Annotated in this window: 18 protein-coding genes; 9 read left to right on the top strand and 9 right to left on the bottom strand. The window is 64.5% G+C overall.

From position 1 onward, the window contains the following. Positions 1-2 precede the first annotated feature (2 nt). The 8 genes from ACFPFW_RS15055 to urtA all read right to left on the bottom strand — a co-directional run bounded on the left by ACFPFW_RS15055 (position 3) and on the right by urtA (position 7484). Entirely contained in the window at positions 3-359 is a 357-nt protein-coding gene (locus ACFPFW_RS15055; protein WP_114958071.1) for a GFA family protein, read from the bottom strand. Continuing rightward, positions 359-979 carry an urease subunit gamma gene (locus ACFPFW_RS15050; RefSeq protein ID WP_114958072.1) on the bottom strand — a complete coding sequence of 207 codons (621 nt, stop codon included), beginning with the start codon at positions 977-979 and terminating at the stop codon, positions 359-361. Before ACFPFW_RS15050 ends, ACFPFW_RS15055 begins: the two co-directional genes overlap by 1 nt. Before the next feature lie 14 nt (positions 980-993). Next, the gene (locus ACFPFW_RS15045; RefSeq protein ID WP_379771337.1) at positions 994-1848 is read right to left on the bottom strand and encodes an urease accessory protein UreD; all 855 of its coding nucleotides are present in this window, start codon (positions 1846-1848) and stop codon (positions 994-996) included. Further along, entirely contained in the window at positions 1820-2515 is a 696-nt protein-coding gene (gene urtE / locus ACFPFW_RS15040) for an urea ABC transporter ATP-binding subunit UrtE (RefSeq protein WP_114958107.1), read from the bottom strand. The genes ACFPFW_RS15045 and urtE overlap by 29 nt, the downstream gene beginning before the upstream one ends. A gap of 137 nt (positions 2516-2652) precedes the next feature. Further along, on the bottom strand, positions 2653-3408 hold the full coding sequence (urtD, locus tag ACFPFW_RS15035) for an urea ABC transporter ATP-binding protein UrtD (RefSeq protein ID WP_114958074.1): 756 nt from the start codon (positions 3406-3408) through the stop codon (positions 2653-2655). Positions 3409-3413: 5 nt separating this feature from the next. Beyond that, entirely contained in the window at positions 3414-4553 is a 1140-nt protein-coding gene (gene urtC, locus ACFPFW_RS15030) for an urea ABC transporter permease subunit UrtC (protein WP_114958075.1), read from the bottom strand. Further along, positions 4550-6157 carry an urea ABC transporter permease subunit UrtB gene (urtB, locus tag ACFPFW_RS15025; RefSeq protein ID WP_114958108.1) on the bottom strand — a complete coding sequence of 536 codons (1608 nt, stop codon included), beginning with the start codon at positions 6155-6157 and terminating at the stop codon, positions 4550-4552. Before urtB ends, urtC begins: the two co-directional genes overlap by 4 nt. A gap of 82 nt (positions 6158-6239) precedes the next feature. After that, positions 6240-7484 carry an urea ABC transporter substrate-binding protein gene (gene urtA / locus ACFPFW_RS15020; protein ID WP_379771500.1) on the bottom strand — a complete coding sequence of 415 codons (1245 nt, stop codon included), beginning with the start codon at positions 7482-7484 and terminating at the stop codon, positions 6240-6242. Between the two features lie 547 nt (positions 7485-8031). On the opposite strand from urtA, the gene ACFPFW_RS15015 reads away from it, so the two are divergent. The 6 genes from ACFPFW_RS15015 (at position 8032) to ACFPFW_RS14990 (ending at position 15042) form a co-directional block, all read left to right on the top strand. Beyond that, a complete protein-coding gene (locus tag ACFPFW_RS15015) occupies positions 8032-9300 on the top strand; it encodes an imelysin family protein (protein ID WP_114958077.1) in 1269 nt (422 codons plus the stop codon). Positions 9301-9304: 4 nt separating this feature from the next. After that, entirely contained in the window at positions 9305-10765 is a 1461-nt protein-coding gene (locus ACFPFW_RS15010; RefSeq protein WP_114958078.1) for a multicopper oxidase family protein, read from the top strand. Continuing rightward, the gene (locus tag ACFPFW_RS15005; protein ID WP_114958079.1) at positions 10765-11949 is read left to right on the top strand and encodes a di-heme oxidoredictase family protein; all 1185 of its coding nucleotides are present in this window, start codon (positions 10765-10767) and stop codon (positions 11947-11949) included. Before ACFPFW_RS15010 ends, ACFPFW_RS15005 begins: the two co-directional genes overlap by 1 nt. After that, positions 11949-12998, top strand: coding sequence for an imelysin family protein (locus ACFPFW_RS15000; protein WP_114958080.1), 1050 nt, complete (start codon positions 11949-11951; stop codon positions 12996-12998). The genes ACFPFW_RS15005 and ACFPFW_RS15000 overlap by 1 nt, the downstream gene beginning before the upstream one ends. 2 nt (positions 12999-13000) lie before the next feature. Then, positions 13001-14104: a DUF1513 domain-containing protein gene (locus ACFPFW_RS14995; RefSeq protein ID WP_114958081.1), complete on the top strand. Its 1104-nt coding sequence runs from the start codon at positions 13001-13003 to the stop codon at positions 14102-14104. 125 nt (positions 14105-14229) lie between these two features. Next, positions 14230-15042: a phosphatase PAP2 family protein gene (locus ACFPFW_RS14990; protein WP_114958082.1), complete on the top strand. Its 813-nt coding sequence runs from the start codon at positions 14230-14232 to the stop codon at positions 15040-15042. A 3-nt stretch (positions 15043-15045) separates the two neighbouring features. On the opposite strand, the gene ACFPFW_RS14985 is transcribed toward ACFPFW_RS14990, so the two are convergent. After that, a complete protein-coding gene (locus ACFPFW_RS14985; RefSeq protein ID WP_379771327.1) occupies positions 15046-15915 on the bottom strand; it encodes a MurR/RpiR family transcriptional regulator in 870 nt (289 codons plus the stop codon). Positions 15916-16081: 166 nt separating this feature from the next. Here ACFPFW_RS14985 and ACFPFW_RS14980 point away from each other — a divergent pair, with 166 nt between their 5' ends. From ACFPFW_RS14980 to ACFPFW_RS14970, 3 genes are all read left to right on the top strand, one after another. Further along, a complete protein-coding gene (locus ACFPFW_RS14980) occupies positions 16082-17608 on the top strand; it encodes an amino acid permease (protein WP_114958084.1) in 1527 nt (508 codons plus the stop codon). 67 nt (positions 17609-17675) lie between these two features. After that, on the top strand, positions 17676-19040 hold the full coding sequence (locus tag ACFPFW_RS14975; protein WP_379771324.1) for a glutamine synthetase family protein: 1365 nt from the start codon (positions 17676-17678) through the stop codon (positions 19038-19040). 159 nt (positions 19041-19199) lie between these two features. After that, positions 19200-20585, top strand: coding sequence for an aldehyde dehydrogenase family protein (locus tag ACFPFW_RS14970; protein ID WP_114958085.1), 1386 nt, complete (start codon positions 19200-19202; stop codon positions 20583-20585). The last annotated feature ends 1 nt before the right edge of the window (position 20586 follow it).

The raw sequence follows: 20586 nt of genomic DNA, 5'->3' as shown, positions 1-20586 counted from the left end.
GATCAGGCCGCGCGGCCGTTGTATTGCATCGGTGAAAGCGTCTCGATCTCGATGCCGTCGAGGCAGCGGACATTGATCGCCGCCATTTTCGTGCCATCGGGCATTTCGGCGCGCGCAAAGCTCTCGATGCCGCAGATCTTGCAGAAGAGATGCGAGATGACGTTGCGGTTGAAGCGGTATTCGGTGAGCTGGTCCTCGCCCTGAAGGAGCGTGAACTGCTCGGCCGGCGCGAAGGCGAGGATCGAGCCAAGCTTGCCGCAACGCGAGCAATTGCAGCTGATCGTCTTGTCGATGTCGGCGGTGACCTCGTAGCGGACCGCGCCGCATTGGCAGCCGCCGGTGTAGTGCTGCGCCGCCATCAGAGCGTCCCCATCACGTCACCACGGAAGCCATAGACTTCGCGCTTGCCGCTGAGCGGAACGAGCGTCACTTCGCGGCTTGAGCCGGGCTCGAAGCGGACGGCAGTGCCGGGGGCGATGTCGAGGCGCATGCCGCGTGCCTTGTCGCGCTCGAATTTGAGGCCGGGGTTCGCTTCGAAGAAGTGGTAGTGGCTGCCGATCTGGATCGGCCGGTCGCCGATATTGGCGACCTCGATGGTCACGCGCGTCGCGCCCTCGTTGAAGACGATCTCGCCGGGCAGGGCAGTTACCTCGCCGGGCACGCTCTTCGACGCCGCGCCCCGGATGGGATGGTGCACGGTGACGAGCTTGGTGCCGTCCGGAAACGTGGCCTCGACCTGGATGTCGTGGATCATCTCGGAGATGCCTTCCATGACCTGATCGGTGGTCAAAACGTGGGCACCACCTTCCATCAGGTCGGCAACTGAGCGGCCGTCGCGGGCGCCCTCGACCACATAGTCGGTGATCAGTGCGACCGCCTCCGGATGGTTCAGCTTGACGCCGCGCGACAATCTTTTGCGCGCGACTTCGGCCGCCATGGCAATGAGAAGCTTGTCCTTCTCGCGAGGTGTGAGGTTCACCGTTCAAGTCCCTCTCAGGAATGCCAGACGCGGGGCAGGGGAGCGCCCCGGAAGCGGGTCAGAATATCGATGGCGGCACGGCGCAGCGAGCCGATGTCCGGTGCCAGAAAACGTAGCACGAGCATGCCGTTCCAGGAGCTTGCGGCGCAGTCGCAGGATGCGTTTTCCATCAGTTCCCGAACAGGTTCGAGCCGGTTTTCGGCGTCGGGTGCCACATGCAGGAATGTTGCCAGCGCGCGGGAGCCCTTGGCGATCGACGGCTTGTCGAGGAGGTCCGCGATGGGGCCTTCGAGGCGGAGCGTGTCGGCGTAGATCAGCTTTCCGTCGCGGCGGATGCGCCAGCGGTCCTCCAGCAGCCCCTCGGCAATGCGTTCACCATGCGCGGCGCGTCCGAAGACGATGGATTCGAACATGCTGAAGCTCGCCGAGCCCGCGATCTCGGCCGAGAAGCTGCGGCGAAGTCGGGCACGGTCATAGAGGATCGTTTCCTGTGGCAGCCATGAGAAGACGGCGTCTTTCTCGACCCGGATCGAGACGTCGACCGTAGCGACGGGGCCGTCCGATTTGTAGACGCGCTCCGCCGCCGGCGTCGTCATGACCGTGTGCGTATCGGGGCCGGCATTGGCGGCGACCTCGAACCGGTCGCCGCAGGCAACGCCGCCGCCGGTGTTCATGATGACGGCTTCTAGCTCGCCTGTCGGGACATTCGGCAAGCGGATGCGCGACGGCCCGCTCTCGGCGATGCGCGCCGGGCGGGTGAGACCGTTGATGGAGGTTACGTCGAAGGAGAGCTGACCGTGGGAGCGCTGCCGGCGTGGGGCCTCGGCGCGGGGCGAGACATCAGAAGACCAGTCGCTGACGTACATCATCCCCCTCGAGCGCCTTCTGATCGCCCGACGCGACGACCTCGCCACGATCCAGCACGATGAACCGGTCGGCAAGCTCTTTCGCGAACTCGAAATACTGCTCGACCAGCACGATCGCCATATCGCCCCGGTCGCGCAAATAGGTGATCGCGCGGCCGATATCCTTGATGATCGAGGGCTGGATACCCTCGGTCGGCTCGTCGAGGACGAGCAGTTTGGGGCGGGTGACGAGCGCACGGCCGATCGCGAGCTGCTGCTGCTGTCCGCCGGAGAGATCGCCACCCCGGCGGTGGAGCATGCTCTTCAGCACCGGGAAGAGGTGGAAGATTTCGTCCGGCACGTTGCGCAGACTGCGGGGCAGCGGCGCGTAGCCGGTTTCGAGATTTTCGCGGACCGTGAGGAGAGGGAAGATCTCGCGGCCCTGCGGCACATAGGCGATGCCGAGCTTGGCGCGCTCATAGGTGCGGGTCTTCGTGATGTCGGTGCCGTCGAGCGAGATCGAGCCGGCGGAGATGGCGCGGTGGCCGACGATGGCGCGCATCAGCGATGTCTTGCCGACGCCGTTCCTGCCGAGCACGCAGGTGACCTCGCCGGGCTTCGCAATGAGCGAAACCGAGGAGAGGGCCTGGGCGGCACCGTAATAAAGCGAGAGTTTGTCGACGGTCAGCATGAAGACCTCATCCTGAGCCGCGCGCAAAGCGCGCGTGTCGAAGGATGGCGGCAGGCTCCGAGTTCGCGTCCGTCCTTCGACACGGGCCTTTGGCCCGGCTCAGGATGAGGGCGGTGGAATACGGTTACGCTCATTCCTCACCTCCCCAGATACACTTCGATGACGCGCTCGTCGGACGAGACCTGATCGAGCGTGCCTTCGGCTAGCACCGAGCCCTCATGCAGGCAGGTGACCTTCACGTCGAGATCGCGGACGAAGACCATGTCGTGCTCGACCACGACCACCGAGCGCGTCTGGGCGATTTCGCGGAGGAGATCGGCGGTGTCGGCGGTCTCCTGGTCGGTCATGCCGGCTGCCGGCTCGTCGACTAGGAGGAGCTTGGGCTCCTGCGCCAACAGCATGCCGATCTCCAGCCATTGCTTCTGGCCGTGGCTGAGCTCGGACGCCTTGCGACGGCGATGGTCCTTCAGACGGATACGCTCGAGGAGGGCGTCCATACGTTCCTTCTCCTGCGCGGTGCGGCGGGAGAACAAGGCGCGGAATGGCCGGCGGTCCGCCTTCAGCGCGAGGAGGATGTTGTCCTCGACCGTGTGCATCTCGAACACCGTTGGCGTCTGGAACTTGCGGCCGATGCCGAGCGTCGCGATCGATGCCTCGTCGAGGCGGGTCAAATCGTGATGGCCCTCGAACAGGGCCTCGCCGTCCGTCGGCCGGGTCTTGCCGGTAATGACGTCCATCATGGTCGTCTTGCCGGCGCCGTTCGGGCCGATGATGGCGCGCATCTCGGCCTGGTCGATGGCGAGTGACAACGCGTTCAGCGCCCGGAAGCCATCGAACGAGACGGTGACGTTGTTGAGATACAGAAGCGTCGGGGTGAGGCTTGGAATGGTCATTCCGCTCACTCCGCCGCGTTCGGGACGGGGGCAGGCACCGAGCCGTCCGAGCGGAAGCGGCGCTGGGTGCGCTGCCAGCCGTCAGTGATGACGCCAAGAATGCCCTTCGGCAGGAAGAGCGTGACCAGCACGAAGAGCAGGCCGAGCGCGAACAGCCAGGCGTCGGGCAGGACGCCGGTGAACCAGGTCTTGCCGGCGTTGACGACGAGCGCTCCGAGCGCCGCACCGACCAGCGTGCCGCGGCCGCCGACGGCGACCCAGATGACCATTTCGATCGAGGCCGCCGGCGCGAATTCGGACGGGTTGATGATGCCGATCTGCGGTACGTACAGCGCACCGGCGACGCCCGCGATCATCGCCGAGATGACGAAGACCGCGAGCTTATAGTTCTCGACGCGGTAGCCGATGAAGCGGGTGCGGCTTTCGGCATCGCGGATGGCGACGAGGACCTTGCCGAGCTTCGATGAGACGATGAAGCGGCAGAGGATATAGCCGCCGGCGAGCGCAAGGCCGGACAGCAGGAACAGGACGGCGCGCGTCTCTCCCGACTGGATGTTGTAGCCGAGGATGTCCTTGAAGTCGGTCAGGCCGTTATTGCCGCCGAAGCCCATATCGTTGCGAAAGAAGGCGAGCATCAGGGCGAAGGTCATCGCCTGCGTAATGATCGACAGATAGACGCCGGTGACGCGCGAGCGGAACGCGAACCAGCCAAAGACGAAGGCGAGCAGGCCGGGCACCACCACGACCATGATCGCGGCGAACCAGAACATGTCGAAGCCGTGCCAGAACCAGGGCAGTTCCTTGTAGTTCAGGAAGACCATGAAGTCGGGCAGGATCGGGTCGGCGTAGACGCCGCGCGTGCCGATCTGGCGCATCAGGTACATGCCCATCGCGTAGCCGCCGAGCGCGAAGAAGGCGCCGTGGCCAAGCGAGAGGATGCCGCAATAGCCCCAGATCAAGTCGATCGAGAGGGCGAGCAGAGCGAAGCAGAGATACTTGCCGAGCAGCGGAACGAGGTAGTCGGGCACGCGGAACGGCGATCCCGCCGGCAGGAAGAGGTTTGAGGCTGGGACGAGCACGGCGACGGCGAGGACGATCGCGAGGAAGATCCAGCCGGTGCGGTCGATGAAGAGCGAGCGGGTCATGCTTCCACCGCCCGGCCCTTGAGGGCGAACAGGCCACGTGGCCGCTTCTGGATGAACAGGATGATCGCCACGAGAAGCAGAATCTTGCCGAGCACGGCGCCCGCATAGGGTTCGAGGAATTTGTTGGCGATGCCGAGTGTCATCGCGCCGACGAGCGTGCCCCAGAGATTTCCGACACCTCCGAATACGACGACCATGAAGCTGTCGATGATGTAACCCTGGCCGAGATTCGGCGAGACGTTGTCGATCTGGCTGAGAGCGACGCCGGCGATGCCGGCGACGCCCGAGCCGAGGCCGAAGGTCATGGCGTCGATCCAGTCGGTGCGGATGCCCATCGCGGCGGCCATGCGCCGGTTCTGGGTGACGGCGCGGACCTGAAGGCCGAGCGAGGTGCGCCGCAGCACGAGCAACAAGGCAAAGAACACCATCAGCGAAAAGACGACGATTGCGACGCGGCTGTAGGTGAGGCTGATGCCGCCGACGTCGAAGGCGCCGCTCATCCATGACGGCGCGCTGACCGGCTGGTTGGTCGGGCCGAAGATCGAGCGGATCGTCTGCTGCAGGATCAGCGAAATGCCCCAGGTGGCGAGCAGCGTTTCCAGCGGTCGGCCGTAGAGGAAGCGGATGACGCAACGCTCGATGGCGACGCCGATCGCGCCGGCGACGAGGAAGGCGAGGGGGATCGCGATCAGGAGCGAGCCCTCGGACAGGCCGGGCGCGTAGGCGGCGATAACCTGCTGGACCACGAAGGTGGTGTAGGCGCCGATCATGACCATCTCGCCATGCGCCATGTTGATGACGCCCATCTGGCCGAAGGTGATCGCCAGGCCGACGGCCGCCAGCAGCAGCACCGAGCCGAGCGAGATGCCGTAGGCGACGTTCTGCAGCGCGGCCCAGAGCGCAAGCTTGTGCTCGATCGTGGTGACCGCGCCTTCCGCGTGGGTTTTCACCGCCTCCGGCGTATCGGCCGGAAGCGAGCGGAGCAGGGCGGCGGCCTCCTGGTCGGCACGAGAAGCGATCTTGTCGACGGCGGCGATCTTGTCGGCGTCGGATGCTCCCGGAAAGGTGACGATGATCGCGGCGCGCGCGACCTCCATCGCCTGCTTGACCCGCGTGTCCTTCTCGTTGGCAAGCGCGGTGTCGAGGGAGGGGAGAGCGGCCTGGTCGCGGGATTTGAAGATGGCCTCGGCGGCTCCGATGCGCTTGCCGGGATCGGGCGAGATCAAATCGGCCGAGCCGAGCGATGCCTCGACGACGCGGCGGAGACGGTTGTTGAGCCGCACCGTTTTCAGGGTCGCGGCGTCGACGGTCGAGGGCGCGCCGTAGCGGGCGTCTCGCAGCGTGCCGGACGCATCGCGGTAGAAGATCATCCTGTCGGCAGGGTTGAAGAACAGCTTGCCGCCCGCAAGCGCGGTCAGGATGTCGGCGGTACCGGGATGGCCGGACTTCGCCAGTTCCTCCACGCCTTTCTGCGTATCGTCGAACTTGTCGGTGGCGAACAGCGCCAGCGCATCATCGACGGGTTCGGCACGAACGGGGCCGGCGATCGCGACGAATGCGATCAGGACAATCGGCGCCACGCGGCGCAGCAATGCGAGGATCATCAGCCCTGGTGCCATCTGGAGTGAAAAGCGGGAGGCGGCCGCACGCCGCCTCCCGGCCTGGGGTCAGTTCAGCCTGGGAGAATTAAGAGGCCTGACCACCGCACTTCTTGGTCTTGGTGTTGTAGTTTCCGCACTTGAGCTTGACCCAGTCGGAATCGAGGTCCTTCGAACCATCGAGGAAATCGGACCACGCATCGCCCGGGACGAGGCCGTCGGTCTTCCACACGACGTCGAACTGGCCGGTTTCGTTCACTTCGCCGATGAAGACCGGCTTGGTGATATGGTGGTTCGAAAGCATGACGGAGGTGCCGCCCGTGAGATTCGGCGCCTCGGTGCCCGGCAGCGCGTCGATGACCTTGTCCGGATCGATGGTGCCGGCCTTCTCGACCGCCTTCACCCACATGGCAAAGCCAATGACGTGGGCTTCCATCGGGTCGTTGGTCACGCGCTTCGGATTCTTGGTGTAGGCCTGCCACTTCTCGATGAAGGCCTTGTTCTCCGGCGTGTCGATCGACTGGAAGTAATTCCAGGCGGCGAGATGGCCGACGAGCGGCTTGGTGTCGATGCCGGCGAGTTCTTCCTCACCGACCGAGAACGCCACGACCGGGATGTCGGTCGCCTTGACGCCCTGGTTGCCGAGTTCCTTATAGAACGGGACGTTGGCGTCGCCGTTGATGGTGGAGACCACGGCGGTCTTCTTGCCGGCCGAGCCGAACTTCTTGATGTCCGAGACGATCGTCTGCCAGTCGGAGTGACCGAACGGCGTGTAGTTGATCATGATGTCGTCGGCGGCGACGCCCTTGGCCTTGAGGTAGGCCTCCAGGATCTTGTTGGTCGTGCGCGGATAAACGTAGTCGGTGCCGGCGAGCACCCAGCGCTTCACGCCTTCTTCCTTCATCAGGTAGTCGACCGCCGGGATGGCCTGCTGGTTCGGAGCGGCGCCGGTGTAGAAGACATTGCGCTCGCTCTCCTCACCCTCGTACTGGACGGGGTAGAAGAGGATGGAATTCAGCTCCTTGAAGACCGGGAGCACGGATTTGCGGGAGACCGAGGTCCAGCAGCCGAACACGACCGAAACCTTGTCCTGGGCGATCAGCTCCTTGGCCTTTTCGGCGAAGAGCGGCCAGTTGGAAGCGGGGTCGACGACGACGGCTTCGAGTTTCTTGCCGAGAACGCCGCCCTTCTTGTTCTGCTCGTCGATGAGGAAGAGCATCGTGTCCTTCAGCGTCGTCTCGCTGATGGCCATCGTGCCCGACAGCGAATGCAGCACGCCCACCTTGATCGTGTCCTCCGCCGCGGCCGCAGCATTGAGCCCGCCCGCGACCATGGCCGCCGCGGCGAGTGTGCTCGCCGTCTTCGCCAGGGTTCCGAATAGTTTTTGCATCACGCCTCTCCGTATTCTGGGTTCGGCTGCCAGCAGCCCCCGGAGAACGGTCAGCAAAGCGCGTGCCAGCGTTTTCTGCACGCTAGGCGATCAAGGAAAGCCGTGTTCATTCAATGAGTTTGCTCGGGTCGCGTGACCCGCCCGCGACGGCCTGCGCTTTCGCACAAAATTAAGCCTCTTGTCGCGATTTGCTATATTTTTAGGCAGTTTCATGTGCGTCAGACTGTCCATCTACGCCTTTTTGCGTAGTTTATGACGGCATGTGGCTCTGCATATAGCGATTGTATAGTCTTTAGTATAATGCGAAGATACATGTTATATTTACTTGAAGTACTCTCTACATTCGAGTTATTCTAAATAAAATCAAAGATCATTTCATTGACAGTCCTGTCCGGATGGGCTTTGCCGTGTCTGTCCAGAGGCGGGCGCCGCGCCGCCCCCTTTGGCCCACGATTCCGCCCAGCCGCTCCGGCGGCGACAGGAGAAAACGATGATTTCGCTCCGCACCATGATCTCGGCCGCCGCGCTGTCGCTGGCCATTGCTGGTCCGAGCTTCGCCGCGACGAAGCCGGCCGACATCATGACCAACTACGCCAATGTCGCCGAAGCGATCTATTCGGACAGTCTCGCCAAGGCGAAGGATCTGCAGACCGCCATCGATGCCTTCCTCGCCAAGCCGAACGCGGACACGTTGAAGGCCGCTCGTACCGCCTGGAAGGCGGCGCGCGTTCCCTACCAGCAGAGCGAGGGCTACCGCTTCGGCAATGCCATCGTCGACGAATGGGAAGGCAAGGTGAACGCCTGGCCGCTCGACGAAGGCCTGATCGACTATGTCGACAAGGGCTCCTACGGCGAGACCTCGGACGAGAACCCGGCCTATACCGCCAACGTGATCGCCAACAAGACGATCCGCATCGGCAAGGACGAGATCGACGCCTCGACGATCAACAAGGAACTGCTGCTGAAGCTGCAGGAAGCCGGCGGCATCGAGTCGAACGTCGCGATCGGCTACCACGCCATCGAGTTTCTGCTGTGGGGCCAGGACCTGCACGGCACCGAGAAGGGCTCGGGCGAGCGCAAGGCGACCGACTACGACACATCGGCCTGCACCAATGACAATTGCGACCGCCGTCGCGACTACCTGAAGGCCGCGACCGATCTTCTGGTCGACGACCTGACCGAGATGGCGGGCAATTGGGGCGCCGACGGCGCTGCCCGCAAGGACGTGACGGGCAAGGACGAAAAGGCCGGCCTCGCCACGATCCTGACCGGCCTGGGCTCGCTCTCCTACGGCGAGCTCGCCGGCGAGCGCATCAAGCTCGGCCTCATCCTGCACGATCCAGAGGAGGAGCATGACTGCTTCTCCGACAACACCCACAACTCGCACTACTATGACCAAGTGGGCATGATCGCGATCTACAAGGGCGAGTACAAAGGCACCGACGGCAAGGTGACCAAGGGTGCGAGCCTCGCGGCCTATGCCGCCGAGAAGGCCCCGAAGGAAGCCAAGGCCGTCGACGCCGCGATGAAGAAGGCGGAAGCGGCTCTCGACGCGATCAAGAAGCGCGCCGACAGCGGCAAGGAAGCCTACGACCAGATGATCGGCGAAGGTAACAAGCAGGGCAACAAGATGGTGCAGGCGGCCGTCGACGGTCTCGTCGGCCAGGCCCGTGCGATCGAGGCGCTGGTCGCCAAGCTCGGCCTCGAGATCACCGTTGAAGGTTCGGACAGCCTGGACAATCCGTCGGCCGTCCAGTGATCCAATGCTGACGCGGCGCGCATTGCTCGGCGGCGTGGGAGGGGCGGCGGCTTTCGCCACCATCTCCCACCTTCCGGGAGTGCGTGCCGCGGCTGCGGGTTCGACATTGCCGCCGGCGCCTGTGGTGCCGGCCGGCGTACTGCACGAAATCGATCTCGTCGCGGCGGTCCAAAGCGGCAAAAGTATCGCGGGGGCCGCAGTCGACGCTCCGTTCTGGCTCTACAACGACGAGTTGTTCCCGACTTTTCGTGTGAAGCTCGGCGATAAGATTCGGGCGAAGCTCCAGAACAAACTTCCCGAACACACGTCGATCCACTGGCACGGCATCCGCCTGCCGAATGCGATGGACGGGGTGCAGTACATCACCCAGCCGCCGGTCGAGCCGGGTGAGAGCTTCACCTACGAATTCACCCCGCCCGACACCGGCACCTTCTTCTTCCATTCGCATTGCAACGGCGTCAGCCAGATCGGGCATGGCCTCGCGGGCCTGCTGATCGTCGAAGGCGACGAACTGGAACCGTTCGACGCCGAGCACACGCTGGCGATGAAGGACTGGCGACTGTCGCCCGAGGGGGAGTGGCTGCCCTTCTTCACCACCGAGGGCGCCGGCAGGGCAGGGACGTTCGGGACGGTTCGTACGGTCAACGGCTCGGCCGCATACAATGCCGACGTGCCGGCCGGCGCCGACATCCGCGTTCGCATCTTCAATCTCGATCCTACACGCATGGTCGATGTCGGTCTCGACGGCGCGGACGGCTTCGTGATCGCGACCGACGGCAACGCCATCGAGCCGATCCCGCTGCACACGTGGCGTCTCGGCGCGGCGATGCGGGTCGACCTCCACATCCGCGTCCCGAAGTCGGGCAGCGTCTTCCGTGTGCTCGACTATTTCTCGGCCACTCCCTGGCCGCTCGCGACCTTCAGCGCGACCGGCGAGGACCTGCCGGAGCGTCCGCTGGTCGCTCATTCGCTCTACGCGCCGCATGTGCCGCGTGCCGAGCCCGAGGCAGCGGAACATGTAAAATTCCAGTTCAGCGCCGCGAGCGGGGCTGCCGCCTCGATCGCCCAGAATTTCTCGCCGGACGATCCGCTGGCGAAGGAATTGCTCGACAGCCTCTGTGTCGGCAGTCGCGGCATGTGGGCGATCAACAAGCAGCAATGGCCGACCGGCGATCATCGCAATCTGCCGCCGCCGCTGGCGGAGCTTACACCCGGCAGGAACTACGTGTTCGAACTGATGAACGCGACGCCGCATCCGCACCCGATCCATCTGCACGGGCATACGTTCGAGGTGCTTTCGGCCTCGCGACAGAAACTGCCGCGCTTTCTGGCGGACACCGTCGTTGTCCAGCCGAAGGAGCGCATCGAGATCGCGTTCGTCGCGGCCGAGGGGAACTGGATGTTCCACTGCCATATCCTGGAGCATCAGGAGAACGGCATGATGGGCTGGTTGAGGATCGCCTGATGCGTGCCTGGCTTGCCCTCACGGCCGGTCTCGTAGTGACGAGCGCCTGCGGCGCCGTCGCAAGCGACGCGCGGCTCGGCCGCGCCATCGGCAAGGCGCTGTTCGACCGCGCCTGGGTCGCCGCGCCATCGTCGACGAAAGCCAATGACGGGCTTGGCCCGGTCTTCAACGCGCGGGCCTGCGTGTTCTGCCATCAGAGTCTCGGCAGGGCGGGTTCGGACGTCGGGCCGGACGGGCGGTTCGTCCACGACGGCATGGTGCTGAAGCTGAGCGATGCCGCCGGACGGTTCGATCCCGGCTATGGGGGGCAGTTGCAGACCTCGGCGGTCTCCGGGATCAAGCCGGAGGGCCGGGCGGTGATGACGCCGGCTGGGGCCGAGGCGAAGGATCTTGCCTATGGTCCGTTCGGCAAGGACACGCGGATCGGAGTCCGCGCGGCGCCGGCTTTGCGAGGGCTGGGCTTGCTGGCGGAGGTTCCCGACGAGGCCATCGTCGCGCTGGCCGATCCGGACGACAGGAACGGCGACGGGATTTCCGGCCGGGTGAACTGGATCGTCGGCCCGGACGGCAAACAGCATGTCGGCCGTTTCGGGCTCAAGGCGTCGGGGGCAACGCTAACACATCAGATCGAGACGGCGTTCTCGATGGATATCGGCCTATCGACCGACGGGATGCCGAAGGTCGAGGGCGACTGCCCGCAGAAAGCCTGCCGGAATGCTCCGAATGGCTCGGAGGCGGGACAGCCCGAAATCCGGCATGATCTCGTCGCGATGCTCGCCGATTACCTTGCCAACGTTCCACCACCCCCGGCGCCCGTTGCCGATCCCGAAGGAGAGCGGCTGTTCGCGGCGACGGGCTGCGCTTCCTGCCACGTGCCGTCGATGCCGACGGCGAAAGGCCAGGCGCGCGCCTTCACCGACCTCCTGCTGCACGATCTTGGCGCCGGCCTCGACGGCGGTGCGACTGAACCGGGCGTGGCGGCGACGGAATGGCGGACCGCGCCGCTATGGGGGGTATCTCGGGCGCTGGCGGCACATGCCGGTTTGCTGCATGACGGGCGGGCGGCGACTGTGGCCGATGCGGTTGCGCTGCATGGCGGCGAGGCCGCGGGAGCGCTGGCCAGGTTCGACGCGCTGAATGACGAGGACCGCAATCGGTTGCTCGCTTACGTCGAGGGTCTGTGATGCTGCGTTTCCTGTCTGCCGCCCTCATTCTTTTCTTGGTGCTTCCCGCGGCCGCGCAAGAATACGTGCCGGTCAACCAGAACCCTGACTTCAAAGCCGAGGCGGTGAGAATCGCCGAGCAGTTCGTCGTGCCGCGCTACGAGGCGCTGGCAGCGCGCTTCCTGACACAGAACGAGGCCTGGAAGACCTATTGCGGCAAGCCGGACGACCGGGGTTTCGAGCAGCTTGGTGTGCAGTTCCGTGAGGCGGCGGAGGCGTGGGCAGCGGTCGAACTCGTTCGCTACGGGCCGATCTCCGAGGATTTCCGGTACGAGCGGATCGCGTATTGGCCGGAGCGGAAAAACGATGTGGCGCGTGGCCTTGCGCGGCTTCTCTCAAGCAATGATGCACTGACGGAAGATTCGATGTACGACCGCAGCGTTGCGGTGCAGGGCATGAGCGCGCTCGAGCGGTTGCTCTACGACGAGGGAGCGGCGGCGGCGCTGAAAGCGGGCGATCTCGGGGCCAAGCGGCGCTGCGCGGCGGGGCAAGCGATCTCGTTCAATCTCACGCGCGTCTCCAAGGACGTGCTGACGGATTGGAAACCGCTGATCCAGAAGCTCAAGACCGGCGACGAGGGCCCGGCGCGCGAAGCGGTAACGCGCTTTGGGACGGACCTCCTGATGCTGTTCCAGGTCGTCGGCGACCAGAAACTCGATGTGCCAGTCGGCACGACTTCGGGAGAGGCCAAGCCGCAAGCGGCCCAATGGTGGCGGAGCGGGCTTTCGAACGCGACGATCGCGACCAATCTCAAATCGGCGGCTGACCTGAGCTACATGATCCTTGGCAGTGGCGGGCCGGGCATCAACACGGTGGGCGCCACAGAAACGGCGCAGAGCCTTGCGGAATCCCTGCCGGCGCCGCTGCCGGACATGATCAAGGACGGTTCGCAGCGCTCGAAACTGCTTCTCCTGCGCAATGCGGTGCGCGGCGCGCGGGACCTGACGACCGCCTATGTGCCGGCGGCACTCGGCATCGTGGTTGGCTTCAACAGCCTCGACGGAGACTGACGATGCAGATCGACCGCCGCTCCTTCATGCTGGCGCTGGCGAGTTCGTTCGTCGCCGGCGGCATGCCGGCCTTTGCCCGCGAGCGGCTGTACGTATCGGCCTGCAACGACGCGGCCGGCGTCTCGAACCTCGCAGTGTTCACCGCCGACGGCGGCACCCTGTTCAAGACGCAGCTGCCCGATCGCGGCCATGATATCGCATTGAGCCCGGCGAGCCCGGACCTTGTCGTCTTCGCTAGGCGACCGGGCGACTGGATGGCGGTGATCGACCGCCGCAACGGCGCCGTGAAAGTGGTTGTCCGAAGCCCCGAAGGCCGTCATTTCTACGGCCACGGCACCTATTCCGGCGACGGGACGCTTCTCTACGCGACCGAGAACAATCTGGAGACCGGGCAAGGCGTGCTCGGCGTCTATGATACGGCGGCAAACTATCGCCGCATCGGCGAGCAGCCGACGCATGGCATCGGCCCGCATGACGTCGCCTTCATGCCGGGCAAGGAGCTTCTGCTCGTCGCCAATGGTGGCGCACGTACGGACCCCGCATCCGGGCGCGAGATCCTGAACAAGCACCGCATGGAGCCGAGCCTCGCGCTGGTCGATCCGCGTTCCGGCGAGGCGAGGTATAAGGTTGATTTCGGGTCGGACCTGACGGGCTTGTCCGTACGGCATCTCGCGGTCGCCTCGGACGGCGAGGCGGCGTTCGCCTGCCAGTACGAGGGCGATCCGGAAGAGGCGCCGCCTTTGGTCGGCCTGGTCTCGAAGGATGGCAGGACCCGCATGCTGGGAATGCCGGACGAGGATCTCTACCGGCTCAACAATTATCTCGGCGCAATCTGTCTCGACGGTTCGGAGCGGCTGATCGCGGCGACGAGCCCGCGCGGTGGCATGGCGGCATTCTGGGATCGCTCGACCGGCCGCTATCTCGGCCTCGCACCCATGCCGGACGTCTGCGGTGTCGCGGCGGCGCCGGAAGCGGGGACTTTCATCGTCTCCTCGGGTAATGCCGGCGTGAAGATCGCCCGTGCCGAAACGCACGATCTGGCCCGCGTCGGCGGCAGCGATCTGGATCGATATATGTGGGACAACCACATCGAGATCGTCACCTGAAAATCACACTATTCCACCCTCGTTTGGCTGCGTGTGTAAGTCCCGAGACTGTCGTCAGTCCTTCATCCGGTGTCGTTTAGATCGCGTCCCGGGGCGGCCCCTTCGGCCGGATGGGGTGACAGGATATGTCCGAGGCCGCGGCCTGGTTCGCAGGACTGGAACGGTTCGCGAGAACCCGTCCTCTCGGCTTTCTCCTCGTTGCCATCCTCGCGATCAGCGTCCCTGTCATGCTCGTTCCCGGCATCGATATCGCGATCAGCCGCCTGTTCTATGTGCCCGGCGTCGGCTTTGCCGCCGGCAAGGCGCCGGGGCCGGTGGCCTTGCGCTCGATTGGACAGTGGGTCACCGGCCTGCTCGCCGTTTTCGTCCTCGTATCCTTGATCGCCAGTGCATTCGGACGCTTCCGTTATCTGCTGGGCGTGCGCGCCGCGTGCTTCCTCGCGCTCAGCCTGCTTCTCGGCCCGGCACTGCTCGTCAATGGCATCATGAAGGAGCTATGGGGGCGCGTCCGACCGCGAGATATCGTCGAGTTCGGCGGCACGCTCGATTTCACGCCGGCTTGGCAGGTCTACGGCCACTGCACTTCGAACTGCTCCTTCGTCTCCGGCGAGGCCTCGTCGTCGATCTGCATCCTCGCTTTCGTGCTCGTCATGGCGAAGGAATGGCGGGCGAGGGCCGCAACATGGCTGTTCGGCTATGCTTCCGTGATGTCGATGAACAGGTTGGCCTTCGGCGGACATTTCATGTCCGACATCCTGCTGAGCTGGTGCGTGACCCTGATCGTCGTCATCGCCTGCTATCGTCTCTGCTATTGGACCGAATACCAGCCGATGCGTGCCGGTTCGCTTCGCCTGGTGCGCGAAATTCCGGGAGCAATCAGGCAAAGGATCGCCACCGTTCGAGCGCGGAAGCCCGTCGAGGTCGGCGCAACGGCCTGATTTTTACTCCGTCCGGCTGCCCAGCAATCTCTCACGGATGCTTTCCAGCCGGCCGAGGCGCTCGGTCGTTCCGCCGCCTTCGAGCTCGGTCACGCGGGCGATCAGCGCCTCCGTCAAAGCCGAAAGCGCGCAGAGCGAATCCCACGCGCCCGGCGCGTCCGTGGGCGCCACGAAGACGATATTGGCGAAGCGGCACGCCGGCGCGGCGCGGCTGTCGGTGAACAGGATCACCATCGCGCCCTGCTGGGAGGCGATCTCGCAGAAGCGGACCACGTCCTGCTGATAGCGGCGAATATCGTAGGCAAGGATGATCGAGCGACGATCGACGTCGATCAGGCGGTCCGGCCAGGTCGCTGAGATCGAACCGACCTCCTCGATGCCGCCGCGCACGATCTCCAGATGACGGACGATGGTACGGGCGAGCGACTGCGTGAAGCGGCCGCCGATCGCGAGCGCCGCGCGTTTGCGGTCGGAGAGCGCCTTCGCCGCGGCCTCGAAATCGTCGCGCACGACCAACGAGAATGCCGCCTGCACGTTTTGTGCGACCTGACCGCCGAAATTGCCCAGCCAATCGGCATTGGGCTCCGGCTCCTGCCGAGTCACCCAGCGGCCCAGCGGCGAGGTGCGCTCGGCGGACACTTCGGCTCGCAGATGATCCTGCATCTCCCTGTAGCTCTCGAAGCCGAGCTTCGCCGTCAGGCGCAGCACGGTCTGCGAACTGACGCCGCTGGCGCGCGCCAGCCGGGCGAGGGGATCGAGGCCGGCCACGGGATAGTGATCGCGCAGATAGAGCGCGGCACGGCGCTCCTGCGCGGTCAACGAACTGAGCAGGCTACCGATCCGGTCGGGAAGTGAATGTCTTGCGTCAGTCACACTCTTGTCCACCGTTCGATCCCCTGATTGGCTGGCGGAGCGTTACTTCCAAGTTGACACAATCCTTGCATGTCTGGAACGATCATTCCCAGTCGAGAAGCGGTAATCAACCGCGCGGCTGGGGTGCTGAGGGACGATAGGTCCGAATGGCAGAGGGGACAGAGACATGGCAAGTGGCGGAACAGTGACCGGCGCTCAGGCGAGTCCCGGTGTAACCTATCAAAAGGTCGACGATGCCTATTTCGCCCAGCGGGGCCTCACACGCTACGCAGGCGTGGCGTCGCTTTGGGCGCTCGGTGTCGGCGCCGTCATCTCGGGTCATTTCTCGGGCTGGAACTTCGGTTTCGCGACCGGCGGCTGGGGCGGCATGCTCGTCGCCGGCATCATCATCGCGATCATGTATCTCGGCCTGACCTTCTCGATCGCCGAGATGTCCGCCGCGCTGCCGCACACAGGCGCGGCCTATTCCTTCGCCCGCACGGCGATGGGTCCGTGGGGCGGTTTCTTCACCGGTCTCTGCGAAAACGTCGAATATGTCATCACGCCGGCGGTCGTGGTGACCTTCATCACAGCGTACGTGAATTCGATCTTCGGTCTGGATCCGGCGTATTCACCCGTTATCTGGGTCGTCTTCTACGCGATCTTCCTCGGTCTGAACGTGTTCGGCCTCGAACTGTCGTTCAAGGTGACGATGGTCGTGACCCTGATCTCGCTCGCGGTGCTCGTCTTCTTCTGGGCAAGCGCGATCCCGCACATGGACTTCAGCCGCTGGGCGCTGAACATCGGCGTCGACGCCGAGGGCAAGGCAACCGAACTGGCTGATGGCGGCGGCTCGCTGTTCCCGTTCGGCTTCTCGGGCGTCCTCGCAACGCTCCCGTTTGCGGTTTGGCTGTTCCTCGCTATCGAGCAACTGCCGCTCGCGGCCGAGGAATCGATCGATCCGAAGCGCGACATGCCGAAGGGCATTGTGCTCGGCATGTTCACGCTGATTGTCTCGGCGTTCATGATCGTTCTGCTCAATCCGTCGGTCGCCAATGTAGGCTCGTTCAAGCTCTCGACCTCGCTCGAGCCGCTGCTTGATGGCTTCCGTGCGATCTACGGCGACAGCGGCGTCGTGCTGCTCGGCATCGTGGCGCTGACCGGCCTGATCGCGAGCTTCCACACGATCCTCTACGCGCAGGGCCGGCAAATCTATTCGCTGTCGCGTGCGGGCTATTTCCCGCGCGGCCTGTCGGTAACGCACAAGACGTATCGGACGCCGCACGTGGCGATGATTGTCGGCTCGCTCACCGGTCTTGCGGTCATGCTGGCGATCTGGTTCGCGCTCGGCGCGGAGCAGGGCGGAGCGACCATCGGCAGCGTGCTGCTGAACATGGCCGTCTCGGGCGCGATGTTCTCCTACATCGCGCAGGCCGTGTCGTTCATCCTGTTGCGCAAGAACAGCCCGCATATCGAACGGCCCTACAAGAGTCCGCTCGGCAATGTGGGCGCAGTGCTGACGATCATCATCGCGGTCGTTACGCTCGGCTACCAGGTGCAGGATCCGAACTTCACCAAGGGCGTGCTCTGGGTGCTGGTCTGGTTTGCGATCATGACCGTGTATTTCGCGGTGGTCGGACGCCACAAGCTGGTTCTGTCGCCGGAAGAGGAGTTCGCTCTCTCGAAGGGCGCGGCGGAATACAAGTCGCACTGACCTTGCATCAATGGCGGCCGGACCTCTGCGTCCGGCCGTCGTGTTCCCACCGTTTGAGCGAGCGATCATGGATCCCCGTGATGTGAAGACTGCCGCCGACGCGCGAGCGATCGTCGAAGAGCGCGGCCTCGACCATGTGAAGGTCGGCGTTGTCGATGCCGACGGCATCATGCGCGGCAAATACATGGCCAAGACCAAGTTCTTCGGCGCGCTGGAGAAGGGCTTCGGCTTCTGCGACGTGGTGCTGGGCTGGGATTCGAACGACCAGCTCTACGACAACGTCACCTATACCGGCTGGCATACTGCCTACCCGGATGCGGCAGTGAGGGTGATCCCCGAAAGCTGCCGCGACGTGCCGCTCGAAGGCGACATGCTGTTCTTCCTCAGCGAGTTCGCCGACGCTGCCGAGGAGGTCTGCCCGCGCGGCACGCTTCGCCGTGTGCTCGACCGTGCCAAGAAGCAGGGCTTCGACGTGACGGCGGCCGCCGAATTCGAGTTCTTCCTGTTCGACGAGACCCCGCACTCGGTGCGCGAGAAGCACTATCGCGGGATGACCAACATCACGCCGGGTTTCTTTGGCTATTCGATGCTGCGCTCGTCGGTGCACTCCGATTTCTACCACGACCTGCTGGCGCTCGGCCGCGACATGGATTTCCCGATCGAGGGTCTGCACACGGAGACCGGACCGGGCGTGCTCGAGGCGGCGATCGAATATTCGGGTGCACTTGAGGCCGCCGACCGCGCGGTGATGTTCAAGACCTTCACCAAGATCCTGGCCCAGCAGCGCGGTTGGATGGCGACCTTTATGGCGAAATGGTCGCCCGATTGGCCGGGCCAGTCGGGCCATCTGCATGTCTCGTTCACGAAGGACGGCAAGCCGGTCTTCCACGACGAGACCAAGCCGCACAACATGTCGGACACGATGCGGTGGTTCGTCGGCGGCCAGCAGAAGCTGATGCCGGAACTGCTTGCGATGGTCGCCTGCACGGTGAATTCGTACACGCGGCTCATCCCCGGCTTCTGGGCGCCGACCGATGCAACCTGGGGCGTCGAGAACCGCACCTGCGCGTTGCGCGTCATTCCAGGTTCGCCGAAGAGCCAGCGCGTCGAATACCGGGTGGCGGCGGCCGACATCAATCCCTACATCGCGCTTGCCGCGGCGATCGGTTCCGGTCTCTGGGGCGTCGAGAACAGGATCGAGCCGGATGCGGCGATCAAGGGCAATTCCTATGCGGTGCAGCACGCGCCGGAACGGGCTCTGCCGCGCTCGCTTATGGAAGCCGCGGGGCGACTAAGAGCCTCTGCGGCCGCGCGCGACCTGTTCGGTGACGCCTTCGTCGATCACTACGCCGCGACGCGCGAGTGGGAGGAACGAGAGTTCCGCCGGGCGATCACCGACTGGGAGATGCAGCGGTATTTCGAGATTATCTGAGGCTTTTGCCTCTCCCGCTTGCGGGAGAGGTCGACTCGCGCAGCGAGCGGGTGAGGGCATGATGGCAGCAATGAGCATCGTGCTTGCCCTCACCCCGGAGCGCTGCCGCGCTCTCGACCCTCTCCCGCTTCGCAGGAGAGGGGAACACAAGGAACGAGCATGAGCGAGATCGTATGCGTATCCCCGGTCGACGGACGCGAAGTAGCGCGCAAGACGACGGCCACACCGGCTGAGATCGAGACGGCGCTGGCGGAAGCCCGCGCCGCGCAGGCCGCCTGGCGCAAGACGCCACTTTCCGAGCGCAAGGCGCTGGCCGTGCGGTTCATGGATGCACTTCTCAGCATGAACCAGGAAGTGGTGCCGGAATTGGCGCTGCAGATGGGCCGGCCGGTGCGCTATGGCGGTGAGTTCAGGCCGGTCGAGGAGCGCGTGCGCACCATGATCGAGCTGGCGGATTCCTCGCTTGCCGACATCGTGCCGAAGGAGAGGGACGGCTTCCGCCGCTTCATTCGTCGCGACCCGCTCGGCGTCGTGATGGTGATCGCGCCGTGGAATTATCCGTTCCTGACGGCGGTGAACTCGATCGTTCCCGCGATCATTGCCGGCAATGCGGTGATCCTGAAGCATGCGACGCAGACGATCCTCGTTGGCGACCGCTTTCAGCAGGCGATGGACAGAGCCGGAGCGCCGAAGGGCCTGTTCCGCACGCTCGTCCTGACTCATGACGACACCACGAAGATCCTGTCCTCGGGGTCGGTCGACCATGTGAACTTCACGGGTTCGGTCGCGGGCGGCCGGGCGATCGAGAAGGCCGCCGCCGGCACGTTCACGACGATGGGTCTCGAACTCGGCGGCAAGGATCCCGCCTATGTACGGGCCGACGCCAATTTCGACTATGCGGTCGAGAACCTCGTCGACGGTGCATTCTACAATTCCGGCCAGTGCTGCTGCGGCATCGAGCGCATCTACGTGCACGAGAGCCTCTATGACGGCTTCGTCGAGAAGTTCTCCGACATCACCTCGAAATACGTGCTCGGCAACCCGCTCGACGAGACGACGACTCTCGGTCCGATGGCGCATGTACGCTTCGCCGATCTCGTCCGCGAACAGACGGCCGAGGCTCTGGCGAAGGGTGCCAAGGCGCATCTCGATCCGAAGGACTTCCCGGCTGACAAGGCAGGCACGCCCTATCTCGCGCCGCAGGTGCTGACCGATGTCGACCACTCGATGAAGGTGATGAAGGACGAGAGCTTCGGCCCGGTCGTCGGCATCATGAAGGTCAAGGACGACGCCGAGGCAATCCGCCTGATGAACGACTCCCCTTACGGCCTGACCGCGTCGATCTGGACGCAGGACGTCGACAAGGCGGAAGAACTCGGCAACCAGGTCGAGACCGGCACCGTCTTCATGAACCGCTGCGACTATCTCGATCCGGCGCTCGCCTGGACTGGCGTCAAGGATACCGGCCGCGGCGCGTCCCTCTCCGAACTCGGCTACGGCATGCTGACCCGGCCGAAGAGCTTCCATCTGCGTGAAAAGATCTGAG

Source organism: Flaviflagellibacter deserti, assembly GCF_042652085.1.
In the GTDB taxonomy this organism is placed as follows: Bacteria; Pseudomonadota; Alphaproteobacteria; order Rhizobiales; family Methylopilaceae; genus Flaviflagellibacter; species Flaviflagellibacter deserti.
The sequence above is the reverse complement of the archived record's forward strand: the minus strand, read 5'-3'. Positions and strand labels throughout refer to the sequence as shown.

Bases quoted from the DNA above. Each gene is read 5' to 3' on its own strand.
- ACFPFW_RS15055 (WP_114958071.1), bottom strand. From the start codon at position 359: ATGGCGGCGCAGCACTACACCGGCGGCTGCCAATGCGGCGCGGTCCGC.
- ACFPFW_RS15045 (WP_379771337.1), bottom strand. From the start codon at position 1,848: ATGATGTACGTCAGCGACTGGTCTTCTGATGTCTCGCCCCGCGCCGAG.
- urtE (WP_114958107.1), bottom strand. From the start codon at position 2,515: ATGCTGACCGTCGACAAACTCTCGCTTTATTACGGTGCCGCCCAGGCC.
- urtD (WP_114958074.1), bottom strand. From the start codon at position 3,408: ATGACCATTCCAAGCCTCACCCCGACGCTTCTGTATCTCAACAACGTC.
- urtC (WP_114958075.1), bottom strand. From the start codon at position 4,553: ATGACCCGCTCGCTCTTCATCGACCGCACCGGCTGGATCTTCCTCGCG.
- urtB (WP_114958108.1), bottom strand. From the start codon at position 6,157: ATGATCCTCGCATTGCTGCGCCGCGTGGCGCCGATTGTCCTGATCGCA.
- urtA (WP_379771500.1), bottom strand. From the start codon at position 7,484: ATGGTCGCGGGCGGGCTCAATGCTGCGGCCGCGGCGGAGGACACGATC.
- ACFPFW_RS15015 (WP_114958077.1), top strand. From the start codon at position 8,032: ATGATTTCGCTCCGCACCATGATCTCGGCCGCCGCGCTGTCGCTGGCC.
- ACFPFW_RS15010 (WP_114958078.1), top strand. From the start codon at position 9,305: ATGCTGACGCGGCGCGCATTGCTCGGCGGCGTGGGAGGGGCGGCGGCT.
- ACFPFW_RS15005 (WP_114958079.1), top strand. From the start codon at position 10,765: ATGCGTGCCTGGCTTGCCCTCACGGCCGGTCTCGTAGTGACGAGCGCC.
- ACFPFW_RS15000 (WP_114958080.1), top strand. From the start codon at position 11,949: ATGCTGCGTTTCCTGTCTGCCGCCCTCATTCTTTTCTTGGTGCTTCCC.
- ACFPFW_RS14995 (WP_114958081.1), top strand. From the start codon at position 13,001: ATGCAGATCGACCGCCGCTCCTTCATGCTGGCGCTGGCGAGTTCGTTC.
- ACFPFW_RS14990 (WP_114958082.1), top strand. From the start codon at position 14,230: ATGTCCGAGGCCGCGGCCTGGTTCGCAGGACTGGAACGGTTCGCGAGA.
- ACFPFW_RS14980 (WP_114958084.1), top strand. From the start codon at position 16,082: ATGGCAAGTGGCGGAACAGTGACCGGCGCTCAGGCGAGTCCCGGTGTA.
- ACFPFW_RS14975 (WP_379771324.1), top strand. From the start codon at position 17,676: ATGGATCCCCGTGATGTGAAGACTGCCGCCGACGCGCGAGCGATCGTC.
- ACFPFW_RS14970 (WP_114958085.1), top strand. From the start codon at position 19,200: ATGAGCGAGATCGTATGCGTATCCCCGGTCGACGGACGCGAAGTAGCG.